We start from the raw sequence: 16991 nt of genomic DNA on the forward strand, positions 1-16991 counted from the left end.
CTGTCAGGAAGTGGCTTACACCGGGCGGGGTGGGGTGACCGGCGCTGCCTGTGGTGCCACCGCCGGCCGGTCCTTTGGGGCGGCAGCTTCTGCCTTGTAGCGCTCGTCGTAACCAAGACGGGCGTGCAGCGCAGCAGGCACGTCTGCCGGAGCGTCGAGCTTCGCGATGCGCGGCTCAGCGTCACCGGTGAGGCGCACCACCACGTGCTCGCGCGGCACGGGCTGGCCGTTTGAGCGGTTGATGCCGTTGCCGCTGCCGACAGGCTGCGCCCCTTCCGGCGTCAGCAGGTTGACCACCATCGGCGGCGCGTCAGCGCTGCCCGGCAGGCTGACCAGCACGTGCTGGTAGGTGCCGCCCTGACGTACCACACCCTGCAGGTAGTCCCCGTCGCCCTGCACCAGGTGCAGGTCAAGCCGGCCGTCATCGCCCCACGCCGACATCACCGGCGTGCCGGCGCGCTCGTTATGCGCCGGGCGCGGCGATGAGAGCGCATCGCCCGCCTGCGCGCTACCCTGCCCGTCCGGCTTCAGCCAGTACAGGCCGTCGGCCGGCTTTGGCGGCGCGTCCACGTCCAGCCCGAGGCGGCTCACCAGCGTGTGCTGGATCTGTGTGTAACGGTTCACGTCCACGGCCGCGAGCGGCACCATGTCGTCTGCACCGGTCTGTACGCGGGCTCCGCCCACCGGGGCCAGTGACCACTGGTTGCGGTGCGTCTCCACGCTTTCATAGTGCGTGAACACGCCCTCCTTATTCTTCTTCGGCACCTTCACCGTGACCGGCTGTTCGCCCTGCCACTGCAGGGTGACCATGCGCCCGGGCTTCAGGTTGGTTTCGCGCAGCAGGCCGGCAAGCTCCTTGCCCCAGAAGGTCTGCGGCCCCTCTTTAGTGCGCAGGGTAATAAAGGTGCTTTCGCTCTGGTCCGCTTCAAAACGGAACGGCGCCTGCCCGCAGGCGGTGACCTTGCCGGTCACCGGCTCGCGCGCCTTTTCCGCTGGCGTATGAACCGCCGGTGAAACCTTCGACGCGGCGGGCTCAGGCGCCGGTGCAGAAGCGGGCTGCTGTGACGCTGTCACGGGTGCAGCACTTTGCGCTGGCGCCTGTGCAGGCGCAGCTGGCGTCACGGGCGGCGTCTCAGTGGCCCGCGGTACCTGTGGGTCTCCGCGTACCGCATCAGCTGGGGCGGCCGGCGTAACGGGCTGACCCGCGGCGCGGCGCGCGGCGTCCAGGTCCGCCTGCTGGCTGGCGTTTTTCATGCTCACGTCAAGCTTATTGGCCACGATGACGCCGATCGCAAACGCCTTAAACTCGTCGCTGCCGGTCAGCTCGATGCGCCCCTGATAGTGATTGGCAGCGGTCAGCAGCGCGGCGAGCACTTTCTCCTGATGCGCGCTGGCGCCCTCTGCCATGACCAGGCGGTTACCGCGGTCAATGAAGGCCGCCTCGCCGTCCAGCTTGTACAGCACGCTTTTACCGTCCGGGTGCTTCTCGTGCGTGACGCGGCTCAGCAGCTTGTCGGCATCGATGCGTGCCTGTTTCGACCCGGATGACGCCGGCGCATCTTCATCCTGAGGTGCCACGCGCAGTGCCCCGACCAGGATGGCATTTTCTGCGCCAAATGCCGAGGTCAGCGGGTTAACCAGCGGCACGTCTGGCTGCGGAACAGCCTCCGCCGCGGATGCGGCTGCTTCATGCGCAGGCTCCGGCGCGCGGGCAGCGCGTTCAGGTCGGGCGTCCGCTGCTGCCGTCTGCCAGGAGACGTCCGGCACAGCAGAAGCCGCGGGAGCTGAGACCGAGGGGGCCGGTGGTGCCTGCTCAGCTGCCGTGACGGGCGCCGCAGACGCTTCGGATGCCGTTGCAGCTGCCGCCGCATTAGCCTGCGGGGCCGTCACACTGGCGTCTGTTACCGGTGTCGCTGGTTCAGGCACGGCGGTCACGGACGGTGTGGCAACCGGAGCCGGCACCGGCGCTGCCGCCGGAGAGGGCGCGTCAGAAGATGTCACCGGTACTGACAGCGGTGCCGGTGTGGCCGCTGCGGCCGGTAACGGCTGAGCGCCCAGGTTCGCAAAGGCACCTTCTGCAGCTGACAGTGCCGCCGGCGTGACGTTGCCGGTCTCTGACAGCCGCACGACCTCATTGCGCAGCACCGCCAGGTTATCCTCAAACTGTGCGCGCGTGACCTCACCGCGAACGAGCAGACCAATCTGCGCCTCAATGCGTGAAGGGACGCTGGCAACGTCGAGCGAGGCGGATCCGGGATTGCGGGAGAGGTACTCTCCGCGGGGAGCCGGTGCATCCGGCGAGGGCATACCCGCAAGTCCGCCCTGCGTGACGCGGTCAAACGCGCCCTGCACTTCTTGCAGGTGGCTGCCGGCATAGACGCCCAGCGCCTTTGCATCATCAAGCTGCGCCTGCAGTCGCGCCACGTTTTCCATCAGCGCCGGCGCCGCTGTTTCACCGCGGGCCAGCGACACAAATTCATCGCGCAGGGCCGTCTGAATACGATCAAGCGCCGTGGCGTTCGGGTCAGCGGCGGACGCCGGCGGCAACTGCGCCGCGAGCACCGCCGCGCCAGCCGAATACTGCGCGGCGCGCTCAGGGCTCTCCATTGACGCCATGCGCTCAAAGACCGCGCGCGTTTCCGCCTGACGCCCGGGCGTAAAGCTCCCCGGGTCGGCGCGGGTGAACTCGCCGTAAAGCATCCGCACCTCACGATCAAACTGCGCGCGCGTCACGTCCCCGCGCGCCAGCAGCGCATACTGCTGGGCTACCCTGTCAGGCACGGTGTTAACATCCAGCGTGCCGCCGGTCGGGTGCAGTGAACTCCAGGTATCGCGCTGGCCCAGCAGGCTGCGCAGGCGGCTGAACCCGCCCGTCTCCATAACGTTTGCCCCTGCCATTCCTCCCTGCGTCACCCGGTCGAAGACCTGCTGCATCTCCTTCACGTGCTCACGGGTATACACGCCGGTTATCGCCGCGCTCTCCACGCGTGAACGCAGCGTGCTGATGTCCTGCAGCAGTGCCGCCGGTGTGACCTGCCCGCTGGTCAGCGCGGCCAGCCTGTCGCGCAGTTCGGCGCCGGTGCCGTAGAGCCCGGTGAAGCCATCATAGGTACCCGGTGATACCGGCGCCGGCGTCACCGGAGATTCAGGTGCTGGCTGTGCTACCGCGACGCTTTCAGCTGCCGGGGCAGTGACAGGTTGCGCTTCGGCAGTCGATGTCACGCCGGCCGCAGGCAACGGGACATCAGGTTCGCTGACGTTAACGGCAGGCACCTCTGCAGGCACAGAGGTTGCGGCCGGGATGACCGGCTCGCTCACAGTGGCTGCAGACGGAGTGCTGTCCGCCGCCGGCGCGTCTGCCTGCTGCGCCTTCAGAATGCGATAAACGCTGGTCTGCCCGATGCCGAGCTGCTCAGCAATCTTCGCGGGCGTGAGCCCTTCATCACGCAGCTTCAGGATTTCACCCGTTTTCTCTTTTGCCGCCCCGGGGCGACGGACAGGTGTGGATTCGGCTGCAGCGTCCGGGGACGCGGCGGGAAGATTATCCGGCGCAGGCTGTGCGTCGTCAGGTGTAGCCATGAGGACATCCTTATAATTGAGCTGCTCAAGAGCCTGAGCAATGTCGGGAATTAGCGTCTCGCGCAGCCGTTCGGTGCCGCGAAACTGGTGCAGATCGTTAAAGTCCTTGAGCCCGCGCTCGATTTCAGCGGCGCTCAGGTCCGGCAGCACAACGGCGCCGCCAGTGGCGGTGGCGGCACGCTCTGCGGAGAGCACGCCCTTATTTATGTCCTTCTTATAATCCACGTCGGCCATAAACAGGTGCGGACTACCGGGGTATCGCGCCTTCAGCACGTTCCCCACCGCCTCCATGTTGCCGGCATCAATGGCCATAACCACCGGACGACCCGTCACCATGTTCAGGCTGCGCGCCGTGGCATACCCCTCGGCGTACAACACGGGCGATCCGTCCTTCAGTTCGCCGCCCACCACCAGGAAGTGGCCGGACTTAGGTGCATCCTTAAACAAATACTTTTCACCGTCCGGCGGGATGTACTGCAGTGTGCGAAACTGTCCGCCAGCGTCATAAAAGGGCACGACCAGCGCGCCATTGCGGGTTTGGCGGAGCTCCGGTGTGGCCGTGATGCCCTTGCGCACCAGGTAGCCGTGCGCCGGATCGACTGCCGGCAGCCGGTTGTACAGCGCCTGTGCGCTGGCGGTCCGGTTTGCATAAAGCGTGGCCTGCGCGCGGGCCGTATCGTCCTGCGACTGGCGCATCACCGCGCGGATGTGCACGCGCGCCACCGGGTCGGCTTCGCCCGTGCCGCCGCTCGATTTCCAGCGCGTAATGTCCTTGTCGTTGTCGGCGCGGTGGTAGTTGATGAACCAGCCGCCGGGCTTCACGCCGTCGAGAAATCCGCGATAGACGCCGTCTTTATTGCCTTTTTTCCCGTCCGCGACCGGTACCCTGTGACGCCGGCCATCCATCACCGGCAGGCCGTCGAGCACCAGGCCGCCGCTGGTCAGCGCGTCAAGAAACTCCGCCTGCGGGTCACCACCGCCGCTGCTGCGTATGCTGCGGTCCGGCAGCCACTTCTGAAGCCGGCTCAGGTCAGCCCCCGGGCGGGCGTACCAAAGCTGTGCCTCCTTATCCCACGTGATCGCGTTGCCTCCGTCCGGATGTTTACCGGCGTCGGCGCGCGCGGCGTCGCGCTGGTCCGGCAGGACGGCAAGCCACACCGGGTAATCCGCTGTTTTCATAAAACCTCCTGTGCTGCTGTGTCAGGACGGCTACTCGCCGTCGGTGAACCGGCGGTACCACCACGGGCGGCCGCTCAGGGATTTGCCGCGCGCCCAGCGAGCCAGGCGCGTAAGCAGTTCGGTGACGCCCCAGCCAAACATCCTCAGTACGCGGAACACGGCGATGATGCCGCTCACGACGTAAATCGTGTTCATGGCGGGAAAGCGGAACCAGAAGAGGTAGAGCAGAAACAGCCAGGCGGGGATGCCGACAAAGTTGAGGGCGCTGCCGGCGCGCCGCCAGAACCCCGGGGGATATGCCTCTTTATTCAGCGTACTCACGTGGTACCCTCCTCAAACTCGCGGCGCTGGCGCGGCGACATCACCACGGCCAGCTCGGATTCGGCAATGCGGCCCTCGCGGTACAGGCGCCAGGCCTGATCCACGATGCGGCGCTTCTCCTGCCGGATGATGCTGTTGATGTGCTGCCCCCACTGCGACCACGGCATTTCGGCGAGCTTTTCACGCAGGCTGTAGTCGAAAAGGATGAACTCACGGACCGCGATGCGCTTACCGTCGGTCGTGCGCAGCAGCGTCTGCACCACCACGTACTGCAGCACGCCCAGCAGCGACCACGCCATGGCGTCGCGGCTCTCGTGCGGAAATTCATTTATAAGGCGCGGGAAGGCCTCGCCCGGCGAGTCGATGTGCGTGGTGGAGAGCATCAGGTGACCGAGCTGGCCGGCACGGATGCCGGCGTCAATGGTCTCGCGATCGCGCATTTCCCCCACCCCGATGACCGACGGCGCACGCCTGAGGTCGGCACGAATACCCGTGGCAAAGTCGGGAATATCCTTACCGACCTGCGACTGCAAAGGCGGCAGCACATCGCCCGGCCGCCCGAGGATGAATTCAATCGGGTCTTCTTTGGTGGTGACCTTGCGGTCGGGGTCCGTGTCCAGACAGTAGCGATAGGTCGAGGCGAGCGAGGTGCTTTTGCCTGAGCCGGTGATGCCGCCCCACAGCCCCATCCCCTTCGCCGGCAGGAGGTTCGCCATCAGCTCCGGCTCCAGCCCCAGACTTTCCAGCGGCGGGATGTCGGAAGGTATGACGCGCATTGTCCAGCCAATAGTGCTGTCCTGACGCCCCGCCGTGCCCTGCAGCAGATTAACGCGAAAGCGGATGCGCTCGCCGCGGTTCAGGCCCCAGCGCCCGGTCATGTCGCCGTCGAGCTGCATCGCCCGGTCAACCGACACGCCGCCGCGTACCTGCGGGCGGAGCTCCGGGGAAAACACCTCGTCCATGAGCTTGGCCATCGTGTCATCCGCCACCGCAAAGGGGCTCGCCTTCAGGAGCCGGCCATAGCGGCCCACCACAAAATGGTTGTCACCCTGCAGGTGAATGTCGCTCACGTTGTTGCGCGCACACCACACCATAAAGCCGCGCAGCGTATCGGCGCTGAGGCCGCCGCTGAAGTCATAGAGTTCCAGGTCTGAGGCTGCCATCAGCGCTTCTCCGTATTGATGACCGGCTTCCACTTCGCCTTGTCGGTGACAAAGCCGGCGCGGGATTCGAGGCGTCGCTCGCGATCGCCGGTGGTGAGTTTGTTGCTGTCGCCGGTGACCGTCTGCTGACGCTCGGTCACCACCGGCGCGGTGATGAGGTTCTGCCGGCGCAGCAGCACGTACTGCAGCATGCCGTTGTAGTCGCGCGTCAGGCGGTTGACGTTGGCCTCCAGCGTCTCGTCGGCGCTCTGGCGCCCTTCTGCCCAGCCTTCGTTGACCGCCGCCTGCCAGACGTCGCGCTGCACGCCGTTCTCGGGGATGAGGCCACCCGCAGGCTCGTCCGGCGGCACGGTGCTGAGCCCGGCCATCAGCCAGCCGCGCCACGTCGGCGGGTTGCTGACGAAGCGCTCGGGCTGAATGATTTCGTACACGTGGCTCGCGGTGCGTATCTGATCGGGGGTGACGTGCGCCACGTCCACCGCCTCGGTGATGACCGGCGGCAGCCAGCCGCGGGCGCTGATGAGCGGGCGGAAGTCATAGGTGGCGTCCAGCTGCTTCGCGCGCGCCTCCAGGTCGCGGCGCAGTTCCCACGCGCGCTGCGCCTTGCCGCCGCGAAAGCCGGTGGTGCGCCCGCCCTCGGTCAGCATCTGGCGGCGGTTATCGGACACGTCAGCGGTGTCGCGCTTTTGCGGTGACAGGTAGGCTTCCGGCCCCGGCGGCGGTGCGCCGTCCGGCCCGGGCGCAGGCGCCGCTTTTGTGAAGTGAAATCCCGCGCAGCCCGCCAGCAGCGCGGGCAGCAGCAGGACGGTGAGTCGGGCTTTCATCGGCGGTTCCCCTTGGCGTGGCGGGTCTGAACGACAGGAAGAGACGGCATGAACTGCAGCACCATCTGGCCGGGATAGGTGACGATCGTCGCGCGCCAGGCGGTCTGCATCTCAATCATGCGCAGGACGTTTGCATAGGTGACGTCCTGCACCTCAATGTCCACGGGCAGTGGCAGGCGCACGCCCGTGTAGCTGAAGGCCTGCCCGCGCGCCCGGGCGAGCGCGCTCAGGAGCTCCACCGCGTCGCCGTTCCAGCTGAAGGTGACGCGATCGCTGTCGGCGCGGATGACCGACACGGGCAACGTCGCGCTGTCACGAAGGCCACCCTCCATCCAGAGCTGCGTCAGCTGAAGCGCCGCTTTCGGCTTCGGGTTGACGATGTTTGCCGGGGCTGCGCTCGGCGAAGGAGAATAAGGGGGTACCTGGCAGCCGCACAGCAGCAGCGCCGGCAGCGCTGCCATAAGGATTAGTCGTTTCATGGAAAGCCTCAGCATCCGGCCGGACGGACGGATACGTTGAATGAAAAATTGAGCGACCCTGCGCGGGACCGGCAGGGTGAAAAGGGTCAGTTAACCGAGCAGAATACCGGTACCTGCCAGTTCTGTGTGTAGCCGCCGCCGCAGGCAACGCCCAGCGTGTTCCAGGATGACCAGTCGCCGTCATGGTTGACGCGACCAATTTCCAGCGGCCAGCGTCCGCCGCAGCTGTTGGAACAGACACGCACGGGGGAACTGCTGCCGCTCTGCCATACGCCATTCTGGCAGGCAAGTGTCGCGCCGGACCCATCATGACTTATGGCCCCGAGCGGTCCGCAGGCCGCACCTGCGGTGTTAACCTGATCCTGTGACAGAACGCCGCCGGCAGAGACGTCGCCGTCCGCGCGAACGCTGCCGCCGCGCACCTGTCCGCCTGTGTAAATGTTCTTGTTATTAACTGACCTGACCCAGTCGTTGTCTGACATATAAAAACCGCCGCCGTAAGTTTCGTTCAGCCAGCCCTTGCCACCACGGGTAATGATCCAGCCGTTGTTGCTGCGGATGTCGTTGTTTGCCGTGATGCCGTTGTTGGCCGTGACGTTGTTGCCGGCCGCCACGTTGCTGTTAGCCGTAACGTTTCCGTTCGCCGTCACGCTGCCGCTGGCCGTGATGTTAGCGCCCGCAGTAACGTTGGTACCGGCTGAAACCTGACCAGTAAAGGCCCCCGTGGCCGCATTCACCGTGCCGCCGTTGTTAAGGTTGTTGCCGTTCATGTCGATGGCGGTGTGCATGCGGTTCAGGTCCGGCCGGCCGTTCACCTGGTAGCGGTACAGCCTGTCGCTTTCGTCCGCGTCCGTGCCCAGCACGTCAGCAGAAAGAAACGCCGCGAGCCTGCCCTGCTGGCCGCTCAGGCCGTAATCCGCAAGCTTCGCCTGCCAGCCGCCGTCCGCGCCCACCGCCGTGTTGGCGGGCCACACGTAGCCGCCCATGCCGTCCGTGTCAGACGCTATCTGACGCAGCCCTTTATACGGGATTTCGCTGCCGCCGGTGGTCAGCACGAACGCGACCAGCTGTCCGGCCTGAGCGGGATCTTTCGCCACCGCAAGCTGGTAGGTCTGGCCGCTGTCGTTGGTCAGCGAAAAGCCCGCGGGCAGGTAGCCCTGCGTGCGCAGCGTGGCGCCGGTAATGACCACCGGACCGCCCGCGACCTGGGTCAGCAGCGTGGCACGGTTGTCGCGCACGTAGCGCTTGCCCGCGTCGCTCACAAAGCTCAGGTGAGAGGCGGTATTCGTCCAGACCTTTTCCTGCTGCCAGCCGGCGTAGCGATCGATGGCGCCGGGCGTGATGATCAGTACTATGGCCAGCGCAATGCCCGCCTGAAGCAGCATGTTACCGCTGTGCACCGGACGTTTTTTTTGTTTCAGCAATTTCATCAGAGTACTCCCGCCAGTTGCTGGGGAAAGAAGAGGCACACGCCGCACAGGTAACCAAACAGCGCGGGTGCAAAGGGTTTTGACGGCTTCCGCGTTAGAAGCGCACACAGGCTGCAGAGCAGAAGGCCACCCGCTGCGGCGTACACGGCGCTGCGCCAGGGCAGCCACGCGCACAGCCCGGCCATCAGGTAAACGTCGCCGAGCCCGATGCGCTCCTCTGTCTGACGAAAGTTGGCCAGCCAGCGTACGACGCCGGACAGCGCGAACGCGGCTATACTGGCGGGCAGCGCCTCGCTGAGCAGCAGCACCGCATCCGGCAGCGCCGAAGAGGCCAGACCGCCGAACCAGAACGTCATTGTGTAGCGCAGCGGCAGCCACTGACAGCGAAGGTCGGTGAGCGTCAGCGGTACTGCAAGCACCAGCAGGAGTAAGCAACGCAGGACGGCGCTTACCGGCACCGCAGGTGGAAGCGCCAGCAGCCAGCTGGCGGTGAGCAGGTAAATCAGGGCAACCGGCGTCAGAAGCGGCCAGGTCAGAGGCGGACCGTCATGCGTGCGCAAAAATCGGCTGGCCTGATGCGCCTGCAGCGCAAACAGCCCCGCGCAGCAGGCAAGCCATGCGCAGGCCGCCGGACCATCGGTAAATAAAGTCATGAAATTTTCCATGTGACAGGTCAGCGTCGGGCCATGTAGTCGGCGTAAACCTTGCGGGCGTAAAGCATCCGGCGGGCGGTATTGTCGTCGGCGAAGCCGGCGTTATAGCTGCCGAGGCACTCCCAGGTGACGCCGCAGACCTGCAGGTGGCGCGCCAGTATCCAGGCTCCCACCATGACGTTCAGGCAGGGTTTGCTCAGCAGGTCCTGCTCGTTCTGCAGCACGCCCATCGTGCGCAGCTGCGGCACGTGCGTGGAGTTAATCTGCATCAGGCCAAAGTCACGGCTGGTGACCTGCCCTTTTTTGTTGCGGTTATAGCCAATGGCGCCCGGGTTGAAGCCACTTTCCACCTTGCTGATGGAGCGCAGCAGCTGCGGGTCAACGTGATACCGTGCGCCCGCCTCGTTATAGCAGAACGCCATCGCAGAGCGGGAGGCGCACAGCAGCAGCCCGCCGGCGATCAGCAGGGGAAAAAGTTTCTTCATGATGCATACCGTGAAAATGACAGAGGACGGAAAGAAGGGGACAGCACACAGCGATCGTACGCTGAGCCCCTCAGTGCCGGGGTTGCCCCCGGCCTGCCGTCAGGTGTTGCTGGTGAAGACCAGCGTGTTGGTGCCGGTTGAGCCGCTGTCCGCCGTGCACTGCGAGCCCGCCACCGAGCTGCTGACCACGCCGCTGGTTGTGCTGCCGTTAATGCTGGTCGACGCCACGTTATTCGCGCCCGAAAGCTTCTGCGTCATCTGCGCGCAGGCCTCCTGCGGCACCTGCGTGTACGTCAGGGAAAACGCCGTGTTCTGCCCGCCGTTCGTGCTCACCGGCGTAACCGTGACGGTGCCGCCCCAGCGGTTGTTCAGCGTCGCGCTCCCGGATGACTTGGTGCCGATAATGGCCATGCTGCCGGGCGAGCCGCCAAACTGAACGAGCGCGCCGGTCATGGTGGCGGCCGAGCTGAAGTCGTACACGCCGCCGGTTTTCAGCATGCTGCGCGTGTTGGTCATGATGTCGCTGACGTTGGACATCTCCTCGTTGTAGTCCGCACTTTTGAAGAGCCCCCCGCCCGAGGCATAAACCGTGACAATGATAAGCATCGCCACGGCGCTGACGATGATGGCTTCGGGCAGGGTCAGGGCCCCGCGGTGAACGCCGGAACGTTTTGAAAGCAGTGACATAGGTAAATCCTCTCGGTATTGAAGTCAGCGGTTGCCAATAATGGAGCTCAGGTCCTGAGTCGCCAGGAACGTGAGCAGGAGATAGCCGGCGGTGGCCAGCATGCCGGCCAGCTGGAACACCTGGCAGACACGTTTGATGCGCCCGATGGCCTTTTTCAGCCACATCCTGGCGAAGTTTTCAATGTTGTCCTCGCCGCCCGGGCTGGCGGTCAGGAGCATCAGGCGGTCAATGGCCTCGCGTGAGGGAAACGCGTAGCCGCTGTCCGCCAGCGCCTGGCCGAGGTGCTTACCGCGCGACACCTGCCGGCGGGTCGCCGTCAGGCGCTCATACATCCAGGGCGTGGCGTTGCGGCTCAGCATGTCGAGCGCCTCCTCCGTGCGCAGCTGGGCGCGCAGCAGGGCGCTGAGGTTCAGCAGAAACGACACCCCCTGCACCTCCCGGTACAGGCTCCACGGAAACAGGTGGTCGAGCACCCTGCCGCGGACCGGGCCGGTGAGGCGCGGCAGCGACCAGATGACCCAGACGGTAAAAGCCGCCAGCGCGCCGCCGAGGAGATAGCGGTTATCCACGAAGAAGTGCGTAATGGCGCCGAGCCACCACATCCAGCCGGTCCAGCTGTCGGCGGGGCTCAGCTGCTCCAGGCGGGGCAGAAAGCGCTCGCTCACCATCTGCATCATGTAAAACGTCCCGCCCAGCAGCATGGCCGGGTAGGCCAGGTTGACCAGCGCGGTGGACTTCATCTCGCCCACGCCCTTCACGACCTCAATGGCCCTCAGCAGGGCCCCACGCAGATCTTTGGCCACGCGCCCCGCGCGCAGGATGGTGGTTTCCTGCGCCGGCACCCAGCCGGCGAGTCCCGCGTCGAGGCCCCGCCCGCGCGTGAGCGCGTGGTGCACGTCGTTCAGGCACAGCAGCACCGGATCGTTTTTACGCCGGCGCGTGCGCTGCAGGCCCGCGATGGCGTCTTCGGTTTTCTGTTTGTTCTCCAGCAGAAACGCCAGGTCTTCATACAGCGTCATACGGTCAGTGGTGCTGAAGGTCTTCTGCCCTATCCAGCGGCCCAGCCCCTCAGAGCGGGTACTGCCCGTGGCAAGCGAGGCCTTCAGCCGGCCCCGCAGCCGGTTAAGCAGGTCACTCATGGCCACCTCCGCTGAGAAACGCCTGGACGGCCTCCGGCGGCAGCAGGTTCAGCGCGTCCTCGTCCAGCGGGCTCATTTTATCCGCGTCCAGCGGGTCGACTTCACCGGCAGCAATGTAGCGCTGCAGGTGCGCCCCGCGGGTGATGCCGTTCATGTGATGCACCCAGTAGCTGCGTGCGGCAAGCTTGCCGTGCACGCGGTAGAGCTGCATAAAGCGGGCGTCAGGGCGGATGACTTCGGCAATGACTTTACGTCCCGTGATGCCGTGCCAGCAGCCCGGCGCGCTGCAGCCGTCGTAATGACGAAACGCAACGGTGTCGGTATCGCAGTAGGTTTCGACCAGCTCGCGATCGTCTTCGGACAGGTTTTCCCTGACGTCGGACCAGCCCTTTTTGCAGGCCGGACAGAGCATCTGCACCAGGCGCTGGGCAATCAGCCCGATAACCACCTGAGGATCCATCACCATGCCCGGCGCGATGCCCAGCGTATCGGTGAGGCGATCGATAATGCCCGTCGCGTCGTTGGCGTGCGTGGTCGTCTCGACGAGCGTGCCGCTCTTGGCCTCGCTGATGCTGGCATTGGCCGACCAGGTATCGCGGATTTCGCCTACCACCGCGGCGTTGTAATCAAGTCGCTTGAGCGCCGAAAGGCGCCGCTGCCACGCGCGGGTCACGGAGTCGGGGTCGTTGCGATCGGCAATGATGGTGGTCTGCACGGCGCCTGGCACCTTACCCTCGACCGGGTCCTCCACCGTTATCAGCCGGCGCTTGCCGCCGGTGAGGTCAACGTACATTTTACAAAAGGTGCGCAGCGTGGTGCTTTTACCCGAACCGGTCGGGCCGGCGGTGATGATCAGCCCCTCCGGTCGGCGCAGCATGCGGTTGATAAGCTTCTGCTGCTCCGGCAGGTAACCCAGCGCGTCCAGTGAAGGAATATCTTCGCTCTCATCCAGAATCACGCGCAGCACCACGTACAGCCCGGACTCGGTTGGCACGGCCGAGTAGCGCGCGGCGTACAGGCCCAGCGCCTTCACGAACTCGTTGCGCAGGCGCCCGTCCTGTTCGTCCGTCTCACTGAACTGCTGCGGCGCCGCGTCGCACATCGACATCACGATGGTCGCGGCGAGGCTCATGCCCTCTTCAATGGACAGTTCGGCCTGCAGCGCCAGGTCGCCGTGGATGCGGAACACCACGGCGGTCAGGTTTTCCATGCCAATCAGGATATGAATGTCCGACGCGTGGGCCTCGCCCGCGCGGCGCATAAAATCCACGACTTTATTCTGCTCCGGCGACCAGCTGCCGGCGGTGCCGGTCACCCCGGCGCGCTGCAGCTGATGGCGGCGCAGCTCGCCCAGGTGCACGGGCTCCACGTTCAGACCCGGATAATGTCGCATCGCGCGGGCGATGTCGGACTGAACGGCCGGATCCGCGCGGTGCTCGGTGGACACGTACAGCCGCCCCTGCTCCGGGTTGCTGTTGTCCAGATGCAGCCAGTTCACGGTACTTTCGGTAAATTCCATGACGTTTACCCCGCAAAGGCCAGTGACACGAGGCCGCCGCCGGCACTGCTGACGGTGACCTCGCTGAATGTGATTTTCGTAACCGTCCACCCGGTACCCGGGATGCGGCTGCCCGCCTGCACGCGCACCTCGTTGCCGCCGTCAAGCCGCAGCGTGGCGGAGAGCTGCTGGCCGCCGGAGATTTCCACAATCAGCGGCGGCGCCTTGCTTTCCTGTGCCGGCTTCGCGTCGGCATTGTCTTTCACCGGCGCCGCCGGCTGCGGGTTGAACGGGCCGCCCAGCACCGCGTCGTAGCCGTTTTTCTGCAGCTCGTTAAACGCCTTGGCCTGCGCCAGCTGCGCCTCATACAGCAGGGTTTTGGCCTGAATGTCCTCCAGGCGTCCCATGCTGTTGTCCCGCCCGCCGGTGTCGGTGACGACAACCGTGGCGGCCGGCGCGTGGCCGGACGGTGAGGCTTCGTTACCGGCTCCGGCCTGCGGATTGAGGCCGTCCGGTGTCACCGGGCCGGCCACGGCCATCTGGCCGCTGAGCAGCGCGGGCAGCAGCAGGTAACGCCACTTATTTCTCTGCATAGAGTGTTCCTTCCAGGGTATAGGTCAGCCGGCTGCTGTGCAGTTCGGCCTTCACGGAGCTCAGCCGCAGCCCGTTACCCGGGAAGCGCGATGCGTCAAACAGCCGGTCCGGCGGAATATCGGTGATAAAGGTGAAGCTGTAGCGCTTCCACGGCAGCGGGATCCGGTCCTGCCCCACGGTCTGGGTCAGCACCACCGGCTCGCTGAAGCGCAGGTTGGCCCGCAGGCGCTGCGCGTAGCTGGTCATGCGGCGCAGCTGCTCGTCGCCGGGCAGCAGCGTTTCGGCCGGCGCAGGGGCAAAACGCACCGCTTCCTTAAAGGACGCGTCGTCCGAGGGGCCGGGCATGTTGAACGTGACCGGCGTGCCCGGGCCGTAGAGCGCCGGCAGCCGGACGGCAAAGTCGCCGACCGTGCCGCCGTCCGGCAGGGCGTAGTGCAGCGTGAGCTGCCCGGTGGACTCGCACATCGCCTGGCGGAATACCCAGCCGGCGATCGACAGCGGCGCCTGACGCCACTGCTTCACGCACGCGCTGAGCATCCCCGAAAAGTCAGGCTGGCCGCCCCACGGCCGGGCGAGGCTGCCCGGCTTTGACGCCGCGGCGGCTTTTGCGCGGACGAGCTCCGCCTGCACCCAGGCGTCGTGTTCGGCCTTTTTCCTGGCCTCCAGCCAGTGGTTGCCGTACCAGAGCGCGGCGGCGCACACCGCACCCAGCAGCAGCAGGCGGGAGGCCGTGCGGCTGTCGGTTTTGTGCAGCTTCGCACGCGCCGGCACGGCGGCCGGTATCAGCGCTGCCAGCGGGTCGCGGCGGGCGTCAGGCATCTCCAGCAGGCTGTCCGGATCGAACACCGTCCAGCCCGATGACGGCGCCGGCGCCGTGGCGCGGAACCGCTCTGACGCGCGCAGCACCGTGGCCGCGTCCCCCACCACGTCGCCGTAGGGAGAGGGGTGACCGCCGGTGACCGCCATAAACCAGTATTTTCCGCCGGGAAGCAGAAACACGCCCCAGCAGTCTGCGGGCACGCTGCCGAGCACCGCCGCCGCCAGCGACGCGGGCCGTTTTCCGTTAGGCAGCATGTCCGCCTCGTCGGAGAGGCAGCCCAGCCAGGTGGCCGGGTCGTCGCCCGTGCCCGCCGGCAGCGCCAGCCAGTGGCTCGCCAGCTGGTCGCGGGCCTCAATGCGCATGCGCCGTCGGCCGCGCGCGGCCACCCACTGCCAGTGCAGCCCGGCGACCAGCGCGGCTTTGCCCGCGGGCAGCACGCTGACCGCCGGCGCCGGCGTCAGTTCTGACGTCATAAGAACTCCTTAACCCAGCACCACGGGCGTCACGAGGATGATAAACATGCGGCGGCTGTCGTCACCGCGCGCGCCGCCGCCCAAGCCAAAGAAGTTGTAGCTGCCGGTGCCCTGACGGTTGGCCGAATCGCTCAGCTGCTCGTAACCGCTCAGCACCAGCGTCTGGCCGGACTGCATGATCACGCGCTGGACGATAGTTTTCGGGGTGGTCTTCGCCAGCTGGGCGTTCTGTCCGCCGGAGGTGAAGGCCGTGAACGTCGGGTCATCCGACATGCTGATGGAGAACTCCAGCTGCATCTTCGGCGAGTTCGGGAACAGCAGCGGCAGCGCCGTCATGTTAAAGCCGGTGGTGATGGTTGCCGTGGTGATGGAGGTACTGGTGCCGACGTTCGCCGTCTGGCTGGTGCTGATGTTCGGCACATAGTCCTGCTGGATGGCGTTCTGCACGGGCACGGCGGACAGGTTGGTGGTCAGCGCCGAGGCGGAGGTCACCACGCTGAGCTTCGCCTGCTCGTCCAGCGCCTTCAGAAACGTCTGCGTGCCCTCCCCTTTGCCGTCGAGGATGGCCACGCCGCCGCTCAGCGCGTCGGAGGCCGCGCCCGTAAACGGGCTGGTCAGGGACAGGCCTACGCTGCCGGTGTTCAGCACCGCGTTCCAGTCGATGCCCAGCTGGTTCTGGTGCCGGTTCTCCACGCTGAAGACCTTCACCGAAATCATTACCTGGCGGTTCAGCTCGCGATTGCGGTCGTCAATGTAGCGCCCGATGGCGTCCAGCACGCGCGGCGTGTCGGTGACCGTCAGCACGCCGGCGGAGAGGTTCAGGCGTCCGGAACCCGGCGTCAGCATCGACTTCACCGTGTTTTCCACGTCCTTAAAGATGTTGGACTTGATGGTCGCAGTGGTGGTCTGGCTGGTGCTGTTGTCGCCGGTGTTACCCCCGCCGCTGCCGCCGCTGGTCCCGGTGGAGGTCGTGGTGCCGCTCACCGTTTTCGATACGAAGCTCGCGTCGCTGTCCATGAAGTTAATGGCGAAGTTGCGTGTATCGAGCCAGAAAATGGCGATGTGCCCGTACTCATATTTTGAGGAAAGCCCGCTGCGTGCGCTGACGTAATCCAGAAAACCGCCGAGTTCACCGTTCCACGTAACGCCGTGCAGGACGCCGGCGCCCTGTGGAACAGCTGCAGGCTGGTTGCTGGTCTGCCCCATCGCAGCAAGCGGCACCATCCCGCTGGCGTCCGGAGGCGGCAGTGAACCGCTCATTTTCTGGGTTACACCGCCGCCTCCGGTACTGCCGGCCAGCATGGCCTGCGCATCCGGGGTAATAACCACAGGAATGCGGCACTGGTCGGTAATAAACGCACTGATATAAGCGAGCGACACGTTGCCGGGGCGGTTAATCTTTATCGAGCAGGGAGGCAGCGCCGGGCGCAGCCCTGCCACGCCGTTAATCGGCACTGGATTGATCCACTGCGAGGTCAGGTCGCGCACGACCTGACCTCTGTCGAGCGCGCGTTTGTGTTCGGCGGCCTGCGCTTCGGCAGCATCTGCGCGTTTTTCCGTGGCGCCGACGCGGTCCAGCGTGCTGCAGCTGCTGGCCAGCAGGCAGAGCATCGCCGCCGCGGTCAGCCGGTGAGGTATTTTCATTACGGTATCCTGTCAGGAAGAG

General features: G+C 65.8%; 14 protein-coding genes. All 14 read right to left on the reverse strand.

Going from position 1 to position 16991, the window contains the following annotated elements; all coding sequences use genetic code 11:
- Positions 1-15: 15 nt before the first annotated feature.
- The 14 genes from ACRQ84_RS22930 to ACRQ84_RS22995 all read right to left on the reverse strand — a co-directional run bounded on the left by ACRQ84_RS22930 (position 16) and on the right by ACRQ84_RS22995 (position 16969).
- A complete protein-coding gene (locus ACRQ84_RS22930; protein WP_483818630.1) occupies positions 16-4758 on the reverse strand; it encodes an LPD7 domain-containing protein in 4743 nt (1580 codons plus the stop codon).
- Between the two features lie 30 nt (positions 4759-4788).
- The gene (locus tag ACRQ84_RS22935; RefSeq protein ID WP_455853613.1) at positions 4789-5079 is read right to left on the reverse strand and encodes a conjugal transfer protein; all 291 of its coding nucleotides are present in this window, start codon (positions 5077-5079) and stop codon (positions 4789-4791) included.
- Positions 5076-6242 (reverse strand): plasmid transfer ATPase TraJ, encoded by a 1167-nt coding sequence (gene traJ, locus ACRQ84_RS22940; protein WP_483818631.1) that lies wholly within the window; start codon positions 6240-6242, stop codon positions 5076-5078. The genes ACRQ84_RS22935 and traJ overlap by 4 nt, the downstream gene beginning before the upstream one ends.
- Entirely contained in the window at positions 6242-7066 is an 825-nt protein-coding gene (locus ACRQ84_RS22945; protein WP_436333136.1) for a type IV secretory system conjugative DNA transfer family protein, read from the reverse strand. The genes traJ and ACRQ84_RS22945 overlap by 1 nt, the downstream gene beginning before the upstream one ends.
- Positions 7063-7545: a DotD/TraH family lipoprotein gene (locus ACRQ84_RS22950; protein ID WP_483818632.1), complete on the reverse strand. Its 483-nt coding sequence runs from the start codon at positions 7543-7545 to the stop codon at positions 7063-7065. Before ACRQ84_RS22950 ends, ACRQ84_RS22945 begins: the two co-directional genes overlap by 4 nt.
- Positions 7546-7631: 86 nt before the next feature.
- Positions 7632-8975, reverse strand: coding sequence for a shufflon system plasmid conjugative transfer pilus tip adhesin PilV (pilV, locus tag ACRQ84_RS22955; RefSeq protein ID WP_483818633.1), 1344 nt, complete (start codon positions 8973-8975; stop codon positions 7632-7634).
- A complete protein-coding gene (locus ACRQ84_RS22960) occupies positions 8975-9628 on the reverse strand; it encodes a prepilin peptidase (RefSeq protein WP_483818634.1) in 654 nt (217 codons plus the stop codon). Before ACRQ84_RS22960 ends, pilV begins: the two co-directional genes overlap by 1 nt.
- Positions 9629-9648: 20 nt before the next feature.
- Positions 9649-10113, reverse strand: a complete 465-nt coding sequence (locus ACRQ84_RS22965; RefSeq protein ID WP_483818635.1) for a lytic transglycosylase domain-containing protein — start codon at positions 10111-10113, stop codon at positions 9649-9651.
- A 99-nt stretch (positions 10114-10212) separates the two neighbouring features.
- The gene (locus tag ACRQ84_RS22970; RefSeq protein ID WP_436333141.1) at positions 10213-10800 is read right to left on the reverse strand and encodes a type 4 pilus major pilin; all 588 of its coding nucleotides are present in this window, start codon (positions 10798-10800) and stop codon (positions 10213-10215) included.
- 24 nt (positions 10801-10824) lie between these two features.
- Positions 10825-11940 carry a type II secretion system F family protein gene (locus ACRQ84_RS22975; RefSeq protein ID WP_436333142.1) on the reverse strand — a complete coding sequence of 372 codons (1116 nt, stop codon included), beginning with the start codon at positions 11938-11940 and terminating at the stop codon, positions 10825-10827.
- Positions 11933-13459 carry a GspE/PulE family protein gene (locus ACRQ84_RS22980; protein WP_483818636.1) on the reverse strand — a complete coding sequence of 509 codons (1527 nt, stop codon included), beginning with the start codon at positions 13457-13459 and terminating at the stop codon, positions 11933-11935. The genes ACRQ84_RS22975 and ACRQ84_RS22980 overlap by 8 nt, the downstream gene beginning before the upstream one ends.
- Before the next feature lie 5 nt (positions 13460-13464).
- A complete protein-coding gene (gene pilP / locus ACRQ84_RS22985; protein ID WP_479490538.1) occupies positions 13465-14031 on the reverse strand; it encodes a type IV pilus biogenesis protein PilP in 567 nt (188 codons plus the stop codon).
- A complete protein-coding gene (gene pilO2 / locus ACRQ84_RS22990) occupies positions 14018-15325 on the reverse strand; it encodes a type 4b pilus protein PilO2 (RefSeq protein WP_483818637.1) in 1308 nt (435 codons plus the stop codon). Before pilO2 ends, pilP begins: the two co-directional genes overlap by 14 nt.
- 9 nt (positions 15326-15334) lie before the next feature.
- Positions 15335-16969 (reverse strand): PilN family type IVB pilus formation outer membrane protein, encoded by a 1635-nt coding sequence (locus tag ACRQ84_RS22995; RefSeq protein WP_483818638.1) that lies wholly within the window; start codon positions 16967-16969, stop codon positions 15335-15337.
- Positions 16970-16991: the final 22 nt, after the last annotated feature.

The sequence above is a fragment of the Pantoea sp. E2023-21 genome (assembly GCF_051302795.1).
GTDB lineage: Bacteria > Pseudomonadota > Gammaproteobacteria > Enterobacterales > Enterobacteriaceae > Pantoea > Pantoea ludwigii_A.

Bases quoted from the DNA above. Each gene is read 5' to 3' on its own strand.
- ACRQ84_RS22930 (WP_483818630.1), bottom strand. From the start codon at position 4,758: ATGAAAACAGCGGATTACCCGGTGTGGCTTGCCGTCCTGCCGGACCAG.
- ACRQ84_RS22945 (WP_436333136.1), bottom strand. From the start codon at position 7,066: ATGAAAGCCCGACTCACCGTCCTGCTGCTGCCCGCGCTGCTGGCGGGC.
- ACRQ84_RS22995 (WP_483818638.1), bottom strand. From the start codon at position 16,969: ATGAAAATACCTCACCGGCTGACCGCGGCGGCGATGCTCTGCCTGCTG.
- ACRQ84_RS22975 (WP_436333142.1), bottom strand. From the start codon at position 11,940: ATGAGTGACCTGCTTAACCGGCTGCGGGGCCGGCTGAAGGCCTCGCTT.
- traJ (WP_483818631.1), bottom strand. From the start codon at position 6,242: ATGGCAGCCTCAGACCTGGAACTCTATGACTTCAGCGGCGGCCTCAGC.
- ACRQ84_RS22965 (WP_483818635.1), bottom strand. From the start codon at position 10,113: ATGAAGAAACTTTTTCCCCTGCTGATCGCCGGCGGGCTGCTGCTGTGC.
- ACRQ84_RS22950 (WP_483818632.1), bottom strand. From the start codon at position 7,545: ATGAAACGACTAATCCTTATGGCAGCGCTGCCGGCGCTGCTGCTGTGC.
- ACRQ84_RS22970 (WP_436333141.1), bottom strand. From the start codon at position 10,800: ATGTCACTGCTTTCAAAACGTTCCGGCGTTCACCGCGGGGCCCTGACC.
- pilP (WP_479490538.1), bottom strand. From the start codon at position 14,031: ATGCAGAGAAATAAGTGGCGTTACCTGCTGCTGCCCGCGCTGCTCAGC.
- ACRQ84_RS22960 (WP_483818634.1), bottom strand. From the start codon at position 9,628: ATGACTTTATTTACCGATGGTCCGGCGGCCTGCGCATGGCTTGCCTGC.
- pilV (WP_483818633.1), bottom strand. From the start codon at position 8,975: ATGAAATTGCTGAAACAAAAAAAACGTCCGGTGCACAGCGGTAACATG.
- pilO2 (WP_483818637.1), bottom strand. From the start codon at position 15,325: ATGACGTCAGAACTGACGCCGGCGCCGGCGGTCAGCGTGCTGCCCGCG.
- ACRQ84_RS22980 (WP_483818636.1), bottom strand. From the start codon at position 13,459: ATGGAATTTACCGAAAGTACCGTGAACTGGCTGCATCTGGACAACAGC.